The following is a 20,534-nucleotide window of genomic DNA, read 5'->3' as shown; positions in this document are numbered from 1 at the left end:
TTATGTCTTTTATCCTTCCATTTTTGGGAACTTATAATCAAAAATAGAAAATAGAATTGTCGTAAGAATTTACCAACCTTATAATAGTGGTAGCAGACAACTACTATAAGAGGTGAGTTTATGGATAAAATAGCTATAGATGACTTTTATTATTCCTATCTAAAATTACGACAAGAACGACTCATCCATCGAAAAGAAGCTTATCTTAAAGTGCTAGAGCACACAAAAACATTTGGTGAAATAATTATGTTCGAAAGTATAAAAGTAAGTAAAAGAGACGTCTAGGGCGACGTCTTTTTCTATTTCAAAAAATAGTATTATTTTTATGACAGAAAAGGAGGAAACAAAATGAGGCGAATGATTCCGATTTTACTGCTAGTCATTTTTCTATGTTTGGGCTGTACATCTACAGAGGGGAAGGATGAACGGAAGGTCATACAAGAGGAACCCTTAAAAGTCACTCCAAACGTTGAAGTAATAGCAGAGCAATTACATACACCATGGTCTATTGAAAAGAGTGATACAGCGTTATATGTAGCAGAAAGACCAGGGAATATTGTGAAGATTACGGAAGATGTAGTTGAAAGACAACAGGTTTTATTAAAGAAGGATTTGTCGTCAGCTCCAGAAGCAGGTCTCCTAGGATTTGTGTTAGCTCCTGATTTTACAACAACATATATTGCTTATGCGTACTATACGTATGAAGAGGAATCAGCGCAATTTAATCGGGTTGTGACATTAACGTTAATCGATAATAAGTGGCAGGAAACGGATCTCCTAATTGATCGAATACAGAGTGGTACATATCATCATGGTGGACGTTTAAAAATAGGTCCCGATAGCAAATTGTATGTTACTGTGGGCGATGCAACCCAGCCATCTTTAGCACAGGATTTAGATGCGTTGGAAGGAAAAATTTTACGTCTCAATTTGGATGGTTCCATACCGAATGATAATCCCTTTCCTCGTTCTTATGTGTATAGCTATGGGCATCGAAATCCGCAGGGATTAGCATGGGCAACGGATGGTACGATGTACGCAAGCGAACATGGCAATGCAGCAAATGACGAAATCAACGTGATTGAAAAAGGGAAGAATTATGGTTGGCCGCTCATGGAGGGAACAGACAAACAGCAACGAATGGTTACACCTCTATTTACTTCAGGCCCATCAAAAACGTGGGCACCCTCTGGCATAACCGTAGTGAATGATCGATTATATGTTGCGGCACTAAGGGGGACAGCGGTGCTAACATTTGATATGAGCAAGCATAAACAAGATGTACTATTATCAGATTTCGGAAGAATACGAGATGTCTTTATGGATGATAGCTATTTGTACTTTATCAGCAATAATACGGATGGACGTGGCAATCCACAACCCGATGACGATAAACTATACAGAACACCGTTATGATATAATATTTGTGAAAACATGGAATGCCATGTTGAAGGGAGAGGACTAATATGGCTAATTATCTAAAAATCGCAGTAGCAATTGATTTCTCAGAACAATCATTGAAGGCTTTAGAAAGAGCGAGTCAATTAGCGATGCAACACAATGCTACTTTGCAACTAGTGAATGTGATTGATACAAAATCTTTTGGTGCGGTGTCAGCCTATGATTTAAAATATGCAGAGGAATTGAAGAAAGAAAACAAGAGCAAAATGGCAAGCTTGGAAGAGCAAGTGGTTCAGACCGGTGTTCAAAGCGTAGAGTCAGTTGTAGAAACGGGTTCGCCAAAGGGGATTTTGACACAGCTTACGAATGTTGATTTGATTGTATGTGGAGCAACAGGTTTAAATCGAATGGAAAAAATGATGCTAGGGTCTGTAGCAGAAAAAGTAGTACGTCATGCTCATTGTGATGTATTAATCGTTCGATAATTTTACGGAAATCTTCGTCATATTTATATGGATAATAACACAACAAACCTGCTTGTCATCTATATACAAGCAGGTTTATTTTTTATTCGATTGTTTGTGCGTTATCTACTATGTTTTGAGGAATATCAATTGTTTTAAGGTGATTGAAATCAGTATAAGTAACGACTGATTTTGTATTCATTAACAATTCATCACCTTCTACTGCCATTTTCAAATCAAAATTCATATCCATTTTGTTTGTATCGAAAGTCTTTTTATCGATGTGTAGCACATAGTTGATTTTTTCAATTGTTAGTTGATCCATAGGGTTTTCTTCTAATCCCATATCCTGCATTGATTTATTAATCTCAGAATCAATTAGCTCTTTAAATTTATCACCTTTTGCTTCTAATGTAAGGACATATTCTTTATCAGTTTGTTCAAATGTAAAATCTTTGATGAACTTTTTAAGTTGTTCTAACTGTTCCTTTGCATCAGCAGAAGCAGCTGTTTGATCTAAAATAGCATCAAAATTCTCATCAGGAAGTTTTAACCAACTGTCTGTAGTCACATCTTTCATGAAAAGGCCAGCGTCTTTTTTCATATACATTTCAATAGGCATGTCCGTTGTTTCTTGGCCTTCACTCATCATATCTGGCATTGACATTGAGCCTGATAAATGCATAGCAAGTGGATCAACGATAATGTCCATTTCCATTTTAGAGTTGATAGAGAATTCCATAGCCTCTTCGCCAGCTCCAACCTTTGTTACCTGTGTCATGTCCATATTAGCACTAGCACTTTTAATATCAGCCTGGCGATCCACTGCTTTGTCATACACTTGTTCTAAAGTGAGTTTGCTTTTTTCGGTTGTGTCTTTCGTAGGTGTGGCACTTGAATTACAAGCAGCAAGCGTTAATGCTAGTGTTCCTACTGCTAATACTTTAAAAATCTTCTTCATTACTTTCATCTCCTATTCTTGGTAAAAAACACTATCTACTAGTATACGCCCAAGAAAAGGAAAAGTTTCGTTATTTTATAAAATGAATCTAATTCCTTAGTAATAAAACAATAATCTTGCAACAACGACCAGTGACAAGCATGAAAATTATTAAAAAAGCTGTCACTGACCAATCGAATAATGCGAAAGGCCGTGACAGCTTTTAGAGGAGCTTTTCTTCAACAAGCTCGAAAATATCTAAATGAAATTAATTACTTAGTAACCCCAGATCATGGCGAACAATGTACCAATGATTGTTACAACACCTACAAATACTGAATATAAAATCGTTGTATATAACGTTTTCTTATCTTCAGATTCACCGATGTGCATAAATAACACTAATTGTACAGTTGCTTGTGCAAGGGCAGTGACAAGTAAAATAGCGAATGCCATTTTATAACTCATATCAAAGGTTACAACGGCTAAAGCGACAAGTGTCAGTAATAGTGAGAAGCCGAAGCCCATGACATGTTGTTTTGGGAATAATTCCTTCATCAGCTAATCAGTCCTTTCAAATAGACGAAGCTGAAGATGAAAATCCAAACAACGTCTAGGAAATGCCAGTACAATGAGAAGATAAACGCTTTGTTCGCTGTTTGTGGATTTAAACCACGTTTAGCTACTTGGATAATGATAGCTAGTCCCCAGAAGAAACCAAATGTTACGTGGGCACCGTGTGTTCCAAGTAAAGTCATTAATGATGACAAGAATGCGCTTGTTTGAATTGTCGCACCTTCATGTACATAAGTGATGAACTCATCAATCTCAATAGCTAAGAAACCTAGTCCAAGTAAAAGGGTAATGATGAAGAAAGTCATCATTGCCTTTTTACGACCAATACGCATTGCATGAACACCCAGACCAATGGTGAAACTACTTGTTAATAATAAGAATGTTTCCCATAGTACTGGTGTTAACTCAAAGATTTCGGCACCATTCGGGCCATTACCTGTCCGTGTGTGAAGTGTGAAATACACAGTAAACAATGTGGCAAATAACACGATCTCGGCGCCAAGGAATATCCAGAAACCAAAGATTTTTAGGCGATTTTCCTCTGTACTATATTCTAATGGAAGTGAAGAATCGATTTTCATATTATTTATCACCTCTCAAGCTTTTCTCAGTTGCCATAACTTCCTCAACTGAAATATAACGACCATGGTCTTTTTCGAAAGAACGATGGATCATGAAGCCAAATACACCAAGCATACTAATGATGGCTGGAACCCATAGATTAAATACAGCGAAGAATGCTGCAAGGAAGAAGAATCCACTCATCCAGAATGGTGTGCCTGTATTATTTGGCATGTGAATTTTTTCAATTTTACCTGCTGTAATATCGCGACCTTCTTTTTTCGCGAACCAGAACTCATCTAAGCGAGTAACAGTTGGAACTACTGCAAAGTTGTATTCTGGTACTGGAGAATGAGTAGCCCATTCAAGTGTACGACCATCCCATACATCTGCCTTTTCATTGCGAGGCATATGTTTCCAGCTGTAGTAGATATTATAAACGATCAACGCAAAGCCGACTGCAAGTCCTAAAGCACCAACGAATGATAACATGTTCAATGGTCCATAGCCTGTTGATTCTGAGTAAGTGTACATACGACGAGCATAGCCATCTAAACCTAAAATGAATAATGGGAAGAATGTTACATTGAAGCTGATTGCAATAAACCAGAACGCAGTTTTCCCTAATTTTTCATTTAAACGGAAACCGAACATTTTTGGCCACCAGTAGTGATAACCTGCAAGTACACCGAATACTGTACCTGGAATTAAAACGTAGTGGAAGTGGGCAACTAGGAACATCGTATTATGATATTGATAGTCAGCACTTGCCATCGCTAACATTACCCCTGTAACCCCACCAATTGTGAAAATTGGAATAAAGCCAAGTGCATAAAGCATCGGTGTTGTAAATTGAATTTTCCCGTGCCTCATCGTCAGTAGCCAGTTAAATATTTTAACACCAGTAGGAACGGCGATTGCCATTGTCGTAATAGAGAATACGCTGTTTACCATTACCCCGTGACCCATTGTATAGAAGTGGTGAGCCCAAACTAAGAATGATAGTAAAGAAATGACAACCATACTCATAACCATTGATTTATAACCATACAAGTTTTTACGTGCAAATGTTGCAATGATTTCTGAGAAAATACCGAAAGCAGGTAGAATAACGATATAAACTTCAGGATGTCCCCAAACCCAGAATAGGTTGGCCCAAAGCATATCCATACCGCCGTCTTGCATAGCAAAGAATTTTGTACCGAATTGACGGTCTAACATCATAAGAGCAAGCGCTACAGTTAATACTGGGAATGCGAATACAATAATTACGTTTGTAATTAAAATCGACCACGTAAACATTGGCATTTTCATTAATTTCATACCAGGTGCACGCATTTTAATAATGGTCGTGATGAAGTTAACACCTGTCATCAATGTACCAATACCTGATAATTGAAGTGCTAAAGAATAATAGTTATTCCCTACAGTCGGACTAAAATCCGTACTTGCAAGTGGGAAGTAGGCTGTCCAACCAGCATCTGGCGAACCACCGATAATGAATGATAAGTTTAATAAACCCGCACCTGCTGCAAATAACCAAAAGCTGACAGCATTTAGACGTGGGAAAGCAACGTCACGTGCACCGATTTGAAGGGGGATGACAATGTTCATTAAACCAATAACAAATGGCATAGCCATAAATAAAATCATTAATAAACCGTGTGTTGTAAAAATCTCATTATAATGTTGTGCATCAAGAAGTCCGTTATCCGGAACTGCTGTTTGTGCACGCATTAACAGTGCATCGATACCACCGCGGAATAGCATTAATAATGCTACAGCGATATACATAATCCCGATTTTTTTATGGTCAACAGTTGATAGCCAGTTTTTGTAGAAATAGCCCCATTTTTTGAAATAAGTAAGGCCAGCTACGATAACGACTGCTCCAACTACGATACTAATAGCTGCCGCTAAAATCATCGGTTCTTGCATTGGATGGAATAATTCTTCCATACTCATTGGATGCGCTCCTTTCAAAATTAAAAAATTAATATTCTACTCGTTCAAGTTAAATGTAAATTAATGACCTGAATGTTCATTATTCATATCTTCTTCAGACATGTCACCATGATCCATGTCACCCATTTTCATGTTTTTACCATGTTCCATTGGGGCAGGGCTGAATTCTAAGTGTGTAGATGAGAAGCTTTGGCGACCAACATGCTCAGCCTTTAAAAGCTCATCAAATTTTTCTTCTGTTAATGGTTTTTCTTTTGCTTTAACATCAGCTACCCATTTGTCGAAGTCTTCTTGTGTCATAGATTGTGCTTCAAATTCCATTTCTGCAAATCCGCGTCCATTGAAGTTAGAGTTACGTCCCATGAATGAACCCACCTCATCTGCAGCAAGGTGAATGGTTGTTAACATATCACTCATGGCATATTTTTGACCTGCTAATTGAGGAATCCAGAAACTTGTGATCGGACCAAATGAGTATAATTTAAACTCAATTGGACGATCCACTGGAATGTTGACATAGTTAACTGTTTCAACACCTTCTTCAGGGTAACTAAAATGCCATTTCCAGTTTGATGATGAAGCATAAATTACTAAAGGTTCTTTATCGTCATATCCTGCTGGCTGAGCCTCTACAGTAGATGTTGTTCTTACAGTTACAACGGCCAAGAATGCAACAATAATAATTGGAATTACTGTCCATGTGATTTCTAGAAGATGGCTACCCTCTTCATGAGGTGGCTCATAATCAGCAGCTGTTTTAGATGCACGATATTTAGTTAGCATAAAGGCTAAAAGCACATACACGACTAGTAATATAAAGGCCATTGTAATAATGGATAAAATAATTGTGTTTGATAATGTTTCGGCATTTGGCCCTTTAGGATTGAACACTGTTAATGGCTCACATCCAGAAAGAAGTGCAAGAGCACCCAATGCTACAAACATTAAACTTAATTTTTTCTTCATGTTTGACTCCTTTCTATAGAACGGCTATTCATAAAATTCATGTGTTTTTTGTCAGTTCACATTTATAAATAGTGGATACTGAGGTCACCTCTTTTATCTTGGCGTACCAATCAACAACTTAAGAATTTACAATGGCATGGTTCAATATGAAACATAAATCTTGAAGTTGATTGGTCTAATGCAAGCGTTAGCAAAATCAATGATTTGTGCAATCGTTTCACATACGTACATGTCTATAACGATTGTCACATCTTGTCGTTGTTTGCACATTGGATTATACGCCCAGTTTTTAAGAAAAAACATAATTTTGTTATGAAAAAGATAGTAAAGATACATTGAATTTGAACATTTTTTGAACAAAAATCGTTATTTTAGTATTGGTATTTTAAGGTTTTGTTCATTAAACACTGTGGAAACGTTGAAAACACTGGATTCTTCATGTTTAACTAAGTAAATAGTTTTTTTTATGAAAAATTGCATTTCACATTTTGGACGCTGTTTTGTAATAAAATCAGTATCTCATCGGGCATAATAATGTTTTTTATTTGCCTTTTTTATATAAAAGGAGTAGCTAAAGAGTCTTTGTATGGAAACATTAGGATGAACTATCAATGAAAGGAATGATTGAAAAGGGAATAAATGGGGAGTGTTATTAATTATGTTAATATAACAAATAGTTTTCTTGATTATACATAAATTTACATATTCATATTCTGTTTGAAAAACAAAAAGCAAACTAAGAAAAGTCTTAGTTTGCTAGTATGGTAGAAATTTTTCATGTTTTTGAGAAAGAAACGTATTGAATCAGCATTTTTTAGTCAGTCACCAAGCTTTAGCCATTTGGCTACTTGTCCATAAATTGTATTTTGTAATTGAGGGGCTTTATTATTCATTTTTAAAGAAAAATATAATGTCTTCATGAAGTTTAATGTACAAGTACGCCCACTAAAAAAGCTTTCGTTATAACCTTGAGTCATTAAATGCATTTCAAATTTGTCAAAGGCTTGTTCAACAAATTCAATCAAAGCTTTCTCCGAGTAATTTTGTTGTAATAAAGCATCTACGATGTTAATTAATCGCTCTTCTTCATCGTTAACATAGACTGTACCTTTCCAAGTGGCAAGCTTTAGTGCATGTAAAATGGACGGAGCATATTGCAAATCGAATTTTGGGTGTTTAATGGTCATGGCGGCTAAATCAGCTCCATGTGAAATACTATGTGCCCATCCTTTATCCTGTACGTAACCTCTTGTATCTTGCTCTAATAATAGATAACGTCCAATTTTTTTAAAAAACGGTTGCAACTCATCGTCCTTTAAAACAAGCATCTCGGCATCCTTTGCAAGCAAACCTGCAATAAGCAATGCAGAGAATGACCTAGTAAAGACACTGTCTGTTGGCGCTTCTCCGATATGTAAATATAAGGAGTTATCACTAGTTGCTGTTTCAAATAAAAATTGTAATTGTTGTGTGCTTAATAAATTATCACTCAGTAAATTAATAAACGTACGATAAATTAAATGATCGCGCAATTCAGCATCAGTTGAGCCAATATGAATCATCATTTCCTGTAAGAGCCATTCTCCTTTGTCCTTCATCATTGCCTGACGTTCATGCAGTGTCATGGTAGAAAAAGATTGTAGTGTTTCTTTTAAATTCATATTTAAATGTGCCTCCATCATAAGGATTGTTCTATTATTATAGCTCTTTTTTTAAGCAAATCGACCAATTTGCAATCCTGATGGACGGTAAGTATACAAATACTTTAATGTTGAGAGTTGCTATAATATTATTTCCAGAAGCTATAGAAAGTTGTTATGATAGAAACGCAACAAAATGGAAATGCTTAAATAGGAGTAACAAAAAAAGACATACCGATGAAGTATGTCTATCTCTACCTATATTATGGCGGCTGACTTTATACCGATTGGCCACTCAATCAGTGAGTGTTGGTTTGTCTTCAGCTCAACGAGAATATTGGTATTTTTTATAGCATCAATAAGCCATTCACTGTAATGACGATTCGGCTCAGGATGTTGTAAAATTTGATGCATATCTTTTTTGTCAACATGTAACAGTTTGTCATTACATTCAATATTTACTTTTTGAGGAATTATGGAAAGAGTTTCATTTTGATGTCCAATTGCAATAGAACCGGGGATTGTTCCAAGAATACGTAAAAGATAAGTGCTAGCCTCTTGCGTGTAAACATCAATTTTTGTACGTGTTAAAAATTCAAATTCAATCGGACTATCTTGAGTAGGTCCGTCCGCTGTAGAAAATGAAATGACTTTAATCGATAATGCCTCGAATGCAGGTGAGATACAATGGTCAAATTCTGTGATTGTATCTAGTAATTGCATGTATTCCACTCCTTGTTAAGAACTTGATTTTCTGGATGCAGACAACCGTGTAGAAAGTCTGCAAGTTGTAATAGATTTTCGACTAATGTAATTATAATACATTTTATTACAAAATATGAATGTAAAAACAATTATTTTTGTAAAAAATAAGAAACTTGTGGATATTTTTAGTAAATAATTGAAAAGAAGAATAGAACGGAGGAGGTGAGGGGAATGACAAAACGTAAGCGTCATGTCATTAAACATGACAATATTGTTGTTTTTCCAGGAGCTGTCCAAACATTAATACGTGAAGGGCATATGTTTGCAGAAAATTATCAATATGAGAAAGCTATTGCAAGTTTTGAAAAGGCCTTTATTTATGAAACGGGTGATGAATTTGCACTTAGTGCTTATGCCTTTGCTCTATACGAGTTAAAGGATTATGACAAAGCGAAAGGTGTTTGTGAACAGCTTTTTGCCATGGGGACAACCATGTATGTGGAAGTCATGGAATTGTACATTACAATTTGTATGCAGCTGAAGGAATACCATCAAGTAGAGACGTTAATCACAACCCTCCTTGAGGAAAGCGTACTGCCAAGTGATCAAGTGGAGAAATTTGAACGATTAAAAAACCTTAATAGAGAAGTATCTAAAAATCTTGAAAAAAAAGAAAATGTGCAACAGTTTATTGAGGAGCAGGAATATGAACTAGAAAAATTCAGTGCACTAACAGCCAATGAGCAATCTATAAAATTACATCGTCTGATGGATACCAATGTAAGGCAATTAAAAACGGCATTGCAAGAAATTATTGAAAGTTCGACCGTTCATCCTTTTGTCCAGAGCTTGGCTTTAATCTTATTAGTTGAACAGGAAGTTTCAATGGATATTATGGTTTCGAAATTAGGGCATTCAAAAACGATAAACCCAGCACAACTATCGTTACCTAATCAATTACCACAATATGGTGAAATAAAAAATATAATTGAAGATAAGTTGGCACAAGACCCAACGACGTTAGAAATGGTACAATATTTAATGGCGAAACATGCTATTGTCACATTTCCCTTTGAATGGCATCCTTTTGTGGCAGAGGATGTAGCCTATAGTTATATAGATTTTGTATCATCAATGCTAGGAAATGTGAAAGAAATGGATGATGAAATCGTAGACTTTTTACAAATGTTAGAAAAGCTAACAGAACTACATTAGGCATGAAAAAAGTTGAAACTATACACATCTATGTTATACTAAAATGGTTGTCAAAATCGTAGTTACGAATGAATTGTCTAACATCCTAAACTTGATTATTTATTTGGAGGTATTTATACATGTCAGCAAAATGGGAAAAACAAGAAGGTAATATCGGTACTCTTACAATTGAAGTACCAGCTGCAGAAGTAGATGCAGCAATGGACCAAGCGTTCAAAAAAGTTGTAAAACAAATTAATGTACCAGGTTTCCGTAAAGGTAAAATGCCTCGTAAAATGTTTGAACAGCGTTTTGGTATCGAATCTTTATACCAAGATGCATTAGAAATTATCGTTCCTGATTCTTATGCAAAGGCAATCGATGAAGCTGGAATTATGCCAGTTGATTACCCAGAAATCGCAGGTACAGAAAACTTTGTACATGGTCAAGATTTCTCATTCACTGCACAAGTAACAGTTAAACCAGAACCAAAACTAGGTGACTACAAAGGTCTAGAAGTAGCTAAGCTTCCAGTTGAAGTAACTGATGAAGAAGTAGATGCTCAAATTCAAGAGCAATTAGCTCGTAAAGCTGAACTAGAAATTAAAGAAGATGAAGCAATCGTTGAAGGCGATACAGCAGTAATTGATTTCGAAGGTTTCGTAGGTGACGAAGCTTTTGAAGGTGGTAAAGGTGAAGACTACCCACTAGAAATCGGTTCAGGTTCTTTCATTCCTGGTTTTGAAGAGCAATTAACTGGTGTGAAAGCTGGCGAATCTAAAGATGTAGTTGTTACATTCCCAGAAGAATACCATGCGGCTGAATTAGCAGGTAAAGAAGCTACTTTCAAAGTAACAGTGAAAGAAGTTAAAACAAAAGTTCTTCCTGAATTAAATGATGAATTCGCAAAAGAATTAGATTCAGAAGTGGAAAGCGTAGAAGCTTTACGCGCTAAAATTAAAGAACAAACTGCAGCACAAAAGGTAGCTGAATCTGATGCAGCTCTTCGTGATGAGCTAGTAGAAAAAGCTTCTGAAAATGCTGAGTTTGAAGTACCAGCAGGTATGATTAACTCTGAAACTGATCGTATGTTACAAGAGTTTGGCCAACGTCTACAAACACAAGGTATGAACTTAGATTTATACTACCAATTCTCTGGTCAATCAGAAGAAGATTTACGTGGTCAAATGAAAGAAGAAGCAGAAAGCCGTGTACGTGTATCTTTAACACTAGAAGCGATTGCTGAAGCTGAAAAAATTGAAGCAACTGAAGCTGATATTGAAGCAGAATTAGAAAAAATGGCTGCTCAATTCAACATGACTAAAGAGCAAATCACAGGTGCTTTAGGTGGTACGGCAGTACTTGAAAACGACATCAAAATCCAAAAAACAGTTGAGTTTTTAGTAGAAAACGCTAAAATTACTGAATAAGATTTTATGTAATTAGATAGCTAAAAAAAACAAGGTACGGCATTAAACCGTGCCTTGTTTTATCACATCAACTAAAAATCAGTCCCCTTAAAGTTTAGTACGACTCACTTTACACTTCACATACATAGTATTGTTTTTATTTTTACACGATGCTCATTTAACTTCATTCTGTAAGATCATAAGGACATTAACAATCAACATATCTTCGAATGAACAAAGCCTTTGTAGATGAATGTAGTAGATTTATAAATAAAAAGCTATGTAGCTGATCGAGAAATCAGTAGTTGATGACAGCTTGAATCTTATGTGTCAGTAGTGAAGAACCGAGACCTTAGGTAACGAAAGGTTACGCAAATGGGTTCCTGAAAAATATGCTGCAGACGGCGAAGGAAGTAAACAACATGACGTTATAATCTACTTGCATGAATGCGAAGGCGTAAATGATGCAGACAATTTATTTGATAAAGGTTCAATAATCTTGTAAGATTGTTGCTTGAATAGGGGTGAAACATATTGTTCAAATTTAATGATGAAAAAGGCAATTTAAAATGCTCATTCTGTGGAAAACCACAAGAACAAGTACGTAAATTAGTAGCAGGTCCTGGTGTGTATATTTGTGATGAGTGTATTGAGCTTTGTTCAGAAATCGTTGTTGAGGAACTAGGTGTAGAAGAGGAAATCGAATTTCAAGATATTCCAAAACCAAAAGAGATTCTAACGATTTTAGATGAGTATGTAATTGGACAAGAGCGTGCTAAAAAAGCATTAGCAGTTGCGGTTTATAATCACTATAAACGCATCAATACAAACAGTAAAATTGATGATGTAGAATTGGCAAAATCGAACATTGTGTTAATCGGCCCAACTGGTAGCGGTAAAACTTTATTAGCTCAAACGTTAGCACGTATATTAAATGTTCCATTCGCCATCGCGGATGCTACTTCATTAACTGAAGCAGGATATGTTGGTGAGGACGTTGAAAATATTTTATTAAAGCTAATCCAATCAGCAGATTATGATATCGAACGCGCTGAAAAAGGTATTATCTATATTGATGAAATTGATAAAGTTGCACGTAAGTCAGAAAACCCATCCATTACACGTGATGTTTCTGGCGAAGGTGTTCAACAAGCACTTCTTAAAATTTTAGAAGGAACTGTTGCAAGTGTTCCACCACAAGGTGGCCGAAAACATCCTCATCAAGAGTTTTTACAAATCGATACAACCAATATTCTATTCATTGTAGGTGGAGCATTCGATGGTATTGAATCCATCATTAAACGTCGCCAAGGTGAAAAAATAATTGGATTTGGATCAGATCCGAATATAGTGGACGTAGATGAAGGTTCTATCATGTCTAAGCTGATTCCTGAGGATTTACTGAAATTTGGTCTAATACCAGAGTTCATTGGTCGATTACCAGTACTAGCTAGCCTAGAGCAATTAAATGAAGCTGCACTTGTACAAATTTTGACGGAGCCTAAAAATGCACTAGCTAAGCAATATCAGAAAATGCTTGAACTAGACGGTGTTGAGCTTGAGTTTGATGAAGGTGCGCTTGCGGAAATTGCGAAGGAAGCAATCGAGCGTAAAACAGGTGCACGTGGTCTTCGTTCAATAATTGAGTCAACGATGCTTGATGTAATGTACGAACTGCCTTCACGTGAAGACGTAAAAAAATGTATCATTACTGCAAAAACAATTACGGATAAAGAAAAACCGAAATTGCTTCTTGAAGATGGCACTGAACTCGATGAAGGTAGCGACACAAAAACTTCAGCATAGCGTATAGAATTGGCTGTCTACCGTTATGAGATAAAGAGTAATTAGCTGACTTCGATTGTGCAATGTTCGCACATATCGACAGTCAGCTTTTTATTCATTCTTACATATTGGCCAACTGACTTGTAGAAATTTTTGGCTCGTTTCAATAACTAGTGTGAATCAGTTTTTTAAACACATACTAGTAGCGCGGGAATTGAACATGAAAATTTTGACGGAGGTGAATACCCGCATGGTAACTATACAAAAAACAACAAATGTACCATTATTACCTTTACGTGGACTTTTAGTATTCCCATCGATGGTGTTACATATTGATGTGGGTAGAAATCGTTCTGTAGCGGCGCTAGAACAGGCAATGTTAGAGGACCAGATGATTTTATTGGTAACACAAAAGGAAATGCACGATGAACAGCCAGAAGAACAAGATTTATATGCGATTGGTACAATGGCTTATGTCAAACAAATGTTAAAATTACCAAATGGTACGTTGCGAATTTTAGTTGAAGGAGTTGCGCGTGCTTCTTGGAAAAACTATCATGCGCTAGAAAATTATACATTGGTTGATATTGATGTAAAAGAGGATTTGTTGGATAAGGATGTGGAAACGCAAGCTTTAATGCGTACACTCTTAACGTATTTTGAAAAATATGCCAAATCATCTAATAAAATAACAGCCGAAACCATCAACACTGTTGCAGATATTGAGGAACCTGGACGTTTAGCAGATATTATTGCATCACATTTGCCTTTTAAAATTGCAGATAAGCAAGAAGTATTGGAAATGCTAAATGTAAAAAAACGACTAGATCACTTAATTATTCGTTTGCATGATGAGCAAGAAGTACTCGATCTGGAAAAGAAGATTAATTCAAAAGTAAAGCAATCGATGGAGCGCACGCAAAAAGAGTACTATTTACGTGAACAGATGAAGGCTATCCAAACAGAGCTTGGCGATCGTGAAGGAAAAACGGGTGAAGTAGCCGAATTACGAAAATCCATTGATGAGTCTGGGATGCCAGAGTCGACAAAAGAAGTGGCACTAAAAGAATTAGATAGATATGAAAAAATTCCAAGTGCTAGTGCCGAGAGTGGCGTTATCCGAAATTACATCGATTGGCTCATTTCATTACCTTGGACAAATGCAACTGAGGATCGTATGAGTATCGATCATGCTGAGAACATTTTGAATCGTGATCATGCTGGCTTAGAAAAAGTTAAAGAAAGGGTTCTTGAATATTTAGCTGTACGTCAGTTGAAAAATTCACTTCGTGGCCCAATACTTTGCTTAGCGGGACCACCAGGGGTGGGGAAAACTTCATTAGCTCGCTCCATCGCGGAAAGCTTAGATCGTAAATTTATTCGTATTTCATTAGGTGGGGTTCGTGATGAATCTGAAATTCGTGGGCACCGTCGTACGTATGTCGGCGCTATGCCAGGTCGTATTATCCAAGGAATGAAAAAGGCTGGTACCATTAACCCGGTATTTTTATTAGATGAAATTGATAAAATGTCTAATGACTTCAGAGGAGATCCTGCAGCAGCAATGCTAGAAGTTTTAGACCCTGCGCAAAACAATACATTTAGTGATCACTATATCGAGGAAACATATGATTTATCTAATGTCCTATTTATTGCCACTGCCAATGATTTAAGTAGTATTCCAGGGCCATTGTTAGATCGTATGGAAGTAATTTCTATAGCGGGCTATACAGAAATTGAAAAAGCGCAAATTACAAATAATCATTTAATTCCTAAGCAATTGAAAGAACACGGTTTGAAAAAGACACAAGTTGTTATTAAAGATGAAGCAGTAATTGATATAATACGTTATTATACACGTGAGGCTGGGGTACGTGGTTTAGAACGTCAAATTGCTACGCTATGTCGTAAAATTGCCAAAATAATTGTCTCTGGTGAGAAAAAACGAGTGACGGTTAGCTCAAAATCCTTACAAGAATTGCTTGGTAAACACCGTTTCCGTTATGGACAGGCTGAAAAGGAAAATCAAGTAGGGGTTGCAACTGGTCTTGCTTACACAACAGTTGGTGGCGACACGTTACAAATTGAAGTATCCTTAACCCCTGGAAAAGGCAAATTGCAACTAACAGGTAAGCTGGGAGATGTCATGAAGGAATCAGCTCAAACTGCTTTATCCTATGTTCGAACAAAAATGGAGCAGCTTCAAGTAGATCCAGAATACTTTGATACACATGATATTCATATTCATGTTCCAGAAGGTGCTGTCCCTAAAGATGGACCATCTGCAGGTATTACAATGGCAACAGCCATTGTCTCTGCAATTCTTAACCGACCGATTCGCAGGGAAGTAGGGATGACAGGCGAGATCACATTACGTGGTCGAGTACTACCTATAGGTGGTTTGAAAGAAAAAACATTAAGTGCTCATCGTGCAGGATTAACGACTATTATTTGTCCAAAGGATAATGAACGCGATATAGAAGATATTCCTGACAGTGTCCGTGAGCAACTTACATTTAAACTAGTGTCATCGGCAGATGAAGTATTAGCCTATGCACTGGACGGAGGTATTTAGAAAAATGAAAGTCCATAATGTCGAAATGGTCATTAGTGCGGTAAGACCAGACCAATATCCAGAAGATGGACTGCCAGAATTTGCATTAGCTGGTCGTTCAAATGTAGGGAAATCTTCCTTCATTAATCGAATGATCGGACGTAAAGCTTTAGCGCGTATTTCGTCAAAACCAGGTAAGACACAAACACTTAACTTCTATAAAATCGAAGAACAATTATTTTTTGTAGACGTTCCAGGTTATGGTTATGCTAAGGTTTCGAAATCAGAGCGTGAAGCGTGGGGAAAAATGATTGAGCGTTACTTTACAGGGCGCCAAGAATTAAAAGCAGTTGTACAAATTGTTGATTTGCGTCATCCTCCAACGGCAGATGATCGCATGATGTATGATTTTTTAAAGCATTATAATATTCCTTGCATTGTGATTGCAACAAAGGCAGATAAAATTCCAAAAGGTAAATGGGATAAGCATAAAAAAATTGTCAAAGAGACATTGGAGATGGAAAAAAATGATCCACTTATTGTCTTTTCTTCAGAATCAGGCCTTGGTTTTGAAGAGGCTTGGCGAACTATCGAAAATAGAATGTAAAAAAAAGCATCTATTGGTTCTATTGATTAGGACTGTAGATGCTTTTTATTTTTGTATAAGGTATGGAGAGAAAGTTGGAGAATATACTTGAGAAATTAAATATTTGACCGATAAGGTAGATAGGAGGTGGACTGTATGGATATAGCAGCTTTATCGATGGCAATGAATCAAGCAACACTTATGCAAAATGTATCTTTAGCTGTAACAAAACAAGCGATGGAGATGCAACAGCAAAACACAGAACAATTAGTTGAAATGTTAGATGCTCCACATCCGACAGCTGGACATACAATTGATGTTCAGGTCTGAGCAGGAAAGGTAGCTTTAATTGAAAGCTACCTCTACTTTTAAAAATTAACGGGTAGCGATAGAAATTGTAACTTTATGAATGAGAAAAACTACCAATAATACGATATACTATTCATGACTAAATTTTAGCAAGGAGGCAGCAGTTTTGAAAAAGTATTCATACATACTATCGATTATGTTACTAATGGTTCTAGTTTTTTCCTTTAACCAAACAGCTAAGGCAGCCCAACTAGTGACTGGTACCTTTGTCGATGTAACATATTCAGAATATACAAAACCAGATGGCACGATTGAAAAGCAGCTTAGTAAAGTGACATTGCAAAATGATCGAGGGCGTACTGTAACCTACAATATCAATAAGAACACTCGATTATTTATTAATAATACGTCCACAACTATAGAAGGTTTTAAACTGGGTATGGAAGTGGAAGCTGACATATCTTTAAGAAGTGTGGTGGAACTACGAGGGAAATCAAATTTACCAACAGAAACGAATGTTCCATCGACTGGAGGCAACAGTACAACAATTGCTGGTGTTGTAACGAGTATTGATCCTAATGGATTATTTATTATGGTAAAACCAGATGTTGGTGCAGAATCTATCTATTATATAAATAAAGAAACCGTTTATCAAAAAAGCTCATCAGCAACAGATATCAGTGCACTGTATGTTGGAGATCGAATTAAATTGAGCTTGAAGAATAAAAATACTTCTATCGTTACTAAAATAGCGATAAGTGAAACGGGTACTCTAGTAGAAAACCTATATAAAGGCGAAATACAAGCGGTAAACCCTAATGCCAATAAATTAACTGTCAAAAATCAACATGCTTTTGTTAACTGGCAGTTTGGCTCTAAAATTACTACAGACCTTTCAACGATGCCTTTTACTTCCAAGGTGCCAATATATGTTGGAAATACTAAAGTAGAGAAGGGTCAACTTAAAAATTATATTGGTAGTGAAGCATACTACGCGACTGTAAAACAATTTGGAAAAGAAGTTATAGAGAAAATTGTAGTATTAAAAAACAATGAACGCACTTATTATGAACCAATGCTATCTGTGGATACAGATTACAAACTGTTAAAGCTTAAAACAGCGGGTTCAATGTATTTCCATAACGGAACTATTTTAATTCGTAATGGACGTTTAATTGAACCAACGGGGCTTATGGCTTATGGTACTGCATTTGTGATTGCAGATGGTGCTGCCCGTGATCATTATGCACAGGTAGTGCAAGTGACGAGTGATAGCTTTATGTCACCAAACTTAGCTGGTCATGAATTATATTATGGACGATTATCTCAAGCTGATGGATATCTGATTGAAATTGATGATGCTATGAAAATTGAATCCAATGTTTTCAAGAAAACGGATCGTACTGTACTTTCTGTAAGTAATTCAACAAAGGCAAAAGTTGATGACGGAAATAGAACCTATAGTGTTATGCCTGATATTGAACTTTATTTATCCGAGGGCCATTATGGTTACTTCTATGTGAAGGATGGCCATGTACAAGCACTTCATATTTTAGATAATGCGAAGCCTGTTGCACCATTAATGCTTACAGGGAAGTTGCAATCTGTGAAATCAACGTACCCTGCTGTCATTAATGTTAAGAGTGTTAGTCAATGGCAAAATGGCCGTTGGTATGAAGCAGGTGAGATGATTAATATGAATATTGACCAAGCGACACTGATAAAAGCAGGCAAAGTGATTCAGGCCTCTGATTTACAGCCATCGGATCGTTTAGTTGTATTATCGGATCGCTTTGTGAAGGGACATTTTATTTTAGTAGATTAATGTAAATAACAAATTAAAAAATCTGCGAGTCTAATGCGAACAGTATTAGCAAAAAAGGCGATGTATTCCTGATTAAAAAGAATTCTTCGCTTAGGCTTATAGGCTAAAATTGTCAATACTTTCGAAGGATAAGCAGATTTTTGTTTTAGAGTTTAAAGCTAGCATCATGATTCACTTTATGTACAGTGAAAGAGAGGATAAACGCATGCAAAAACATTGGTCAAAATTAGTGTTAGTCGTTCTGGCTATTTTTGTCATTAATTCGATTACGCCATTCAGTGCTTCTGCTGCTTCATTAGAAACAACGGGTGCCGTGAAAAATGAATATACATATGAGGAAGCGATATTTCTTTCAGGGTCACCTGTTATTTTTAAAGGGACAAGCAAAGATATTAAAATTTCACAAAAAGAATCCAAGGGCAAACTAACTGAAACGTATAGTATGAAGTTAACTGGCAACAATGGCGCTACATTAACAAGAAACATTGCCTATGAGTCAGATGTTGTGGATTATGCAAGTATTGGTCAGAAAACTTCTAATGGAGAGGTTAAGAAATATACTGAAAAAATTACTATCGGATCGATTACTTATTCTTTAGTCGATTATCAATTTTCCCAAGGAACTGTTACAGATAATCGCGCAGCTTCTGATTATTACTCGGGAAATGTAATTTCGAGAAAGACCTATGCTTATGAAACTGGCAAAGGGAAAAATGCGGTTAAAAACACGATTACAATTGAAACTGATAGCAGACATGCAGGCTATGAAAACTTTTGGGGTGCAACTGAAACACAAATTTCAGAGTCTGTTTATACATTTAGTGATGGTAAGACAAGCCATGTGAAAAATCGTGTATCTACAAGTAAATCACGTGTCTTGAATTACGAGGAGAATCTAGGTACTTTAGGCAGCTTCGAAGGTGGATATGCTGTTGTCAGTGAAAAGGATGTTATATCGGAATACACTTATAATTTAGCTTCAGGACAAAAAGGCACACTAGATTTAGATACAGAATATATGCCAACTATTGAACGCCTTATTATTCCTAAATTCCGGGATTTAACAAACCATTATGCGAAAGAAGCAATTGAAAAACTTTATTCTCTAGGTATTTATTCGGATTCAAGCAATTTCTTCTCACCTAAAACGCCAATGAAACGTATTGATTTTACTACAGCTATTGGTAAAGCAGTTGACTTACGCGTGTTTGAAGAGAAGAAATCAAGAAAGGCTCCTACTGCAAGTGTCTTTAAGGATTTAAAACGATCGACTAAAGACTATTCCTATATTGAATCAGCCTTAAATAAAGGAATCATTAAAGGGGTTTCTGCCGATTATTTCATGCCTGATGGTGCTATCACAAGAGCACAGGCTGCTACTATCTTTGTTCGTGCCTTAGGACTAGAAAATAGAGCGCCGAATCCTGGCTATTTAACGAAATTTACTGATGACAATCAAATTCCGAACTATGCAAGAGATGGTATCTATATCGCCAATGAGCTTGGATTGATGATTGGCGATTCTGCCGGACGTTTTAATCCAAATAAGCCGCTATCTCGTGCAGAAGCTTCCGTTGTCCTAGAACGATTCCTGAAATATTTGGAGGACGACTTAAAACAAAACTATCGTGATGACATATTGTTCTTTAACTAA

Annotated in this window: 18 protein-coding genes; 11 read left to right on the top strand and 7 right to left on the bottom strand. The window is 36.4% G+C overall.

The window, feature by feature from the left end:
* Positions 1–120: 120 nt before the first annotated feature.
* The 3 genes from AC3CH7_RS12400 (at position 121) to AC3CH7_RS12390 (ending at position 1,886) form a co-directional block, all read left to right on the top strand.
* A complete protein-coding gene (locus tag AC3CH7_RS12400) occupies positions 121–285 on the top strand; it encodes a hypothetical protein (RefSeq protein WP_012295503.1) in 165 nt (54 codons plus the stop codon).
* Positions 286–348: 63 nt separating this feature from the next.
* A complete protein-coding gene (locus AC3CH7_RS12395; RefSeq protein WP_036162264.1) occupies positions 349–1,416 on the top strand; it encodes a PQQ-dependent sugar dehydrogenase in 1,068 nt (355 codons plus the stop codon).
* Between the two features lie 50 nt (positions 1,417–1,466).
* Positions 1,467–1,886: a universal stress protein gene (locus tag AC3CH7_RS12390; RefSeq protein WP_012295501.1), complete on the top strand. Its 420-nt coding sequence runs from the start codon at positions 1,467–1,469 to the stop codon at positions 1,884–1,886.
* Between the two features lie 82 nt (positions 1,887–1,968).
* Here the strand turns inward: AC3CH7_RS12390 and AC3CH7_RS12385 are convergent, their stop codons facing one another.
* From AC3CH7_RS12385 to AC3CH7_RS12355, 7 genes are all read right to left on the bottom strand, one after another.
* Complete coding sequence (locus tag AC3CH7_RS12385) at positions 1,969–2,826, bottom strand: DUF6612 family protein (RefSeq protein WP_031419322.1); 858 nt, start codon at positions 2,824–2,826, stop codon at positions 1,969–1,971.
* Positions 2,827–3,081: 255 nt separating this feature from the next.
* Positions 3,082–3,363 (bottom strand): cytochrome aa3 quinol oxidase subunit IV, encoded by a 282-nt coding sequence (qoxD, locus tag AC3CH7_RS12380; RefSeq protein WP_012295499.1) that lies wholly within the window; start codon positions 3,361–3,363, stop codon positions 3,082–3,084.
* Positions 3,363–3,962 carry a cytochrome aa3 quinol oxidase subunit III gene (qoxC, locus tag AC3CH7_RS12375; RefSeq protein WP_012295498.1) on the bottom strand — a complete coding sequence of 200 codons (600 nt, stop codon included), beginning with the start codon at positions 3,960–3,962 and terminating at the stop codon, positions 3,363–3,365. Before qoxC ends, qoxD begins: the two co-directional genes overlap by 1 nt.
* A 1-nt stretch (position 3,963) precedes the next feature.
* A complete protein-coding gene (gene qoxB / locus AC3CH7_RS12370; protein ID WP_031419321.1) occupies positions 3,964–5,907 on the bottom strand; it encodes a cytochrome aa3 quinol oxidase subunit I in 1,944 nt (647 codons plus the stop codon).
* Between the two features lie 60 nt (positions 5,908–5,967).
* On the bottom strand, positions 5,968–6,873 hold the full coding sequence (qoxA, locus tag AC3CH7_RS12365) for a cytochrome aa3 quinol oxidase subunit II (protein ID WP_012295495.1): 906 nt from the start codon (positions 6,871–6,873) through the stop codon (positions 5,968–5,970).
* Positions 6,874–7,691: 818 nt separating this feature from the next.
* Positions 7,692–8,534: a DUF2785 domain-containing protein gene (locus AC3CH7_RS12360; protein ID WP_036162262.1), complete on the bottom strand. Its 843-nt coding sequence runs from the start codon at positions 8,532–8,534 to the stop codon at positions 7,692–7,694.
* A 237-nt stretch (positions 8,535–8,771) separates the two neighbouring features.
* A complete protein-coding gene (locus AC3CH7_RS12355; protein ID WP_012295493.1) occupies positions 8,772–9,236 on the bottom strand; it encodes a hypothetical protein in 465 nt (154 codons plus the stop codon).
* Positions 9,237–9,449: 213 nt separating this feature from the next.
* Here AC3CH7_RS12355 and AC3CH7_RS12350 point away from each other — a divergent pair, with 213 nt between their 5' ends.
* The 8 genes from AC3CH7_RS12350 to AC3CH7_RS12315 all read left to right on the top strand — a co-directional run bounded on the left by AC3CH7_RS12350 (position 9,450) and on the right by AC3CH7_RS12315 (position 20,534).
* Positions 9,450–10,433 carry a DUF3196 family protein gene (locus AC3CH7_RS12350; RefSeq protein WP_031419319.1) on the top strand — a complete coding sequence of 328 codons (984 nt, stop codon included), beginning with the start codon at positions 9,450–9,452 and terminating at the stop codon, positions 10,431–10,433.
* Positions 10,434–10,552: 119 nt separating this feature from the next.
* Complete coding sequence (gene tig, locus AC3CH7_RS12345; protein WP_012295491.1) at positions 10,553–11,842, top strand: trigger factor; 1,290 nt, start codon at positions 10,553–10,555, stop codon at positions 11,840–11,842.
* Between the two features lie 513 nt (positions 11,843–12,355).
* Positions 12,356–13,627 carry an ATP-dependent protease ATP-binding subunit ClpX gene (gene clpX / locus AC3CH7_RS12340; protein WP_008180649.1) on the top strand — a complete coding sequence of 424 codons (1,272 nt, stop codon included), beginning with the start codon at positions 12,356–12,358 and terminating at the stop codon, positions 13,625–13,627.
* A gap of 229 nt (positions 13,628–13,856) precedes the next feature.
* Positions 13,857–16,181: an endopeptidase La gene (gene lon / locus AC3CH7_RS12335; protein WP_031419316.1), complete on the top strand. Its 2,325-nt coding sequence runs from the start codon at positions 13,857–13,859 to the stop codon at positions 16,179–16,181.
* A gap of 4 nt (positions 16,182–16,185) precedes the next feature.
* Entirely contained in the window at positions 16,186–16,767 is a 582-nt protein-coding gene (yihA, locus tag AC3CH7_RS12330) for a ribosome biogenesis GTP-binding protein YihA/YsxC (protein ID WP_031419314.1), read from the top strand.
* A gap of 135 nt (positions 16,768–16,902) precedes the next feature.
* Complete coding sequence (locus AC3CH7_RS12325; RefSeq protein WP_012295488.1) at positions 16,903–17,076, top strand: YjfB family protein; 174 nt, start codon at positions 16,903–16,905, stop codon at positions 17,074–17,076.
* Positions 17,077–17,221: 145 nt separating this feature from the next.
* Positions 17,222–18,880 (top strand): hypothetical protein, encoded by a 1,659-nt coding sequence (locus AC3CH7_RS12320; RefSeq protein ID WP_036217267.1) that lies wholly within the window; start codon positions 17,222–17,224, stop codon positions 18,878–18,880.
* Positions 18,881–19,085: 205 nt separating this feature from the next.
* Positions 19,086–20,534 (top strand): S-layer homology domain-containing protein, encoded by a 1,449-nt coding sequence (locus AC3CH7_RS12315; RefSeq protein ID WP_031419312.1) that lies wholly within the window; start codon positions 19,086–19,088, stop codon positions 20,532–20,534.

The sequence above is a fragment of the Lysinibacillus sp. F12 genome, assembly GCF_057773605.1.
The sequence above is the reverse complement of the archived record's forward strand: the minus strand, read 5'-3'. Positions and strand labels throughout refer to the sequence as shown.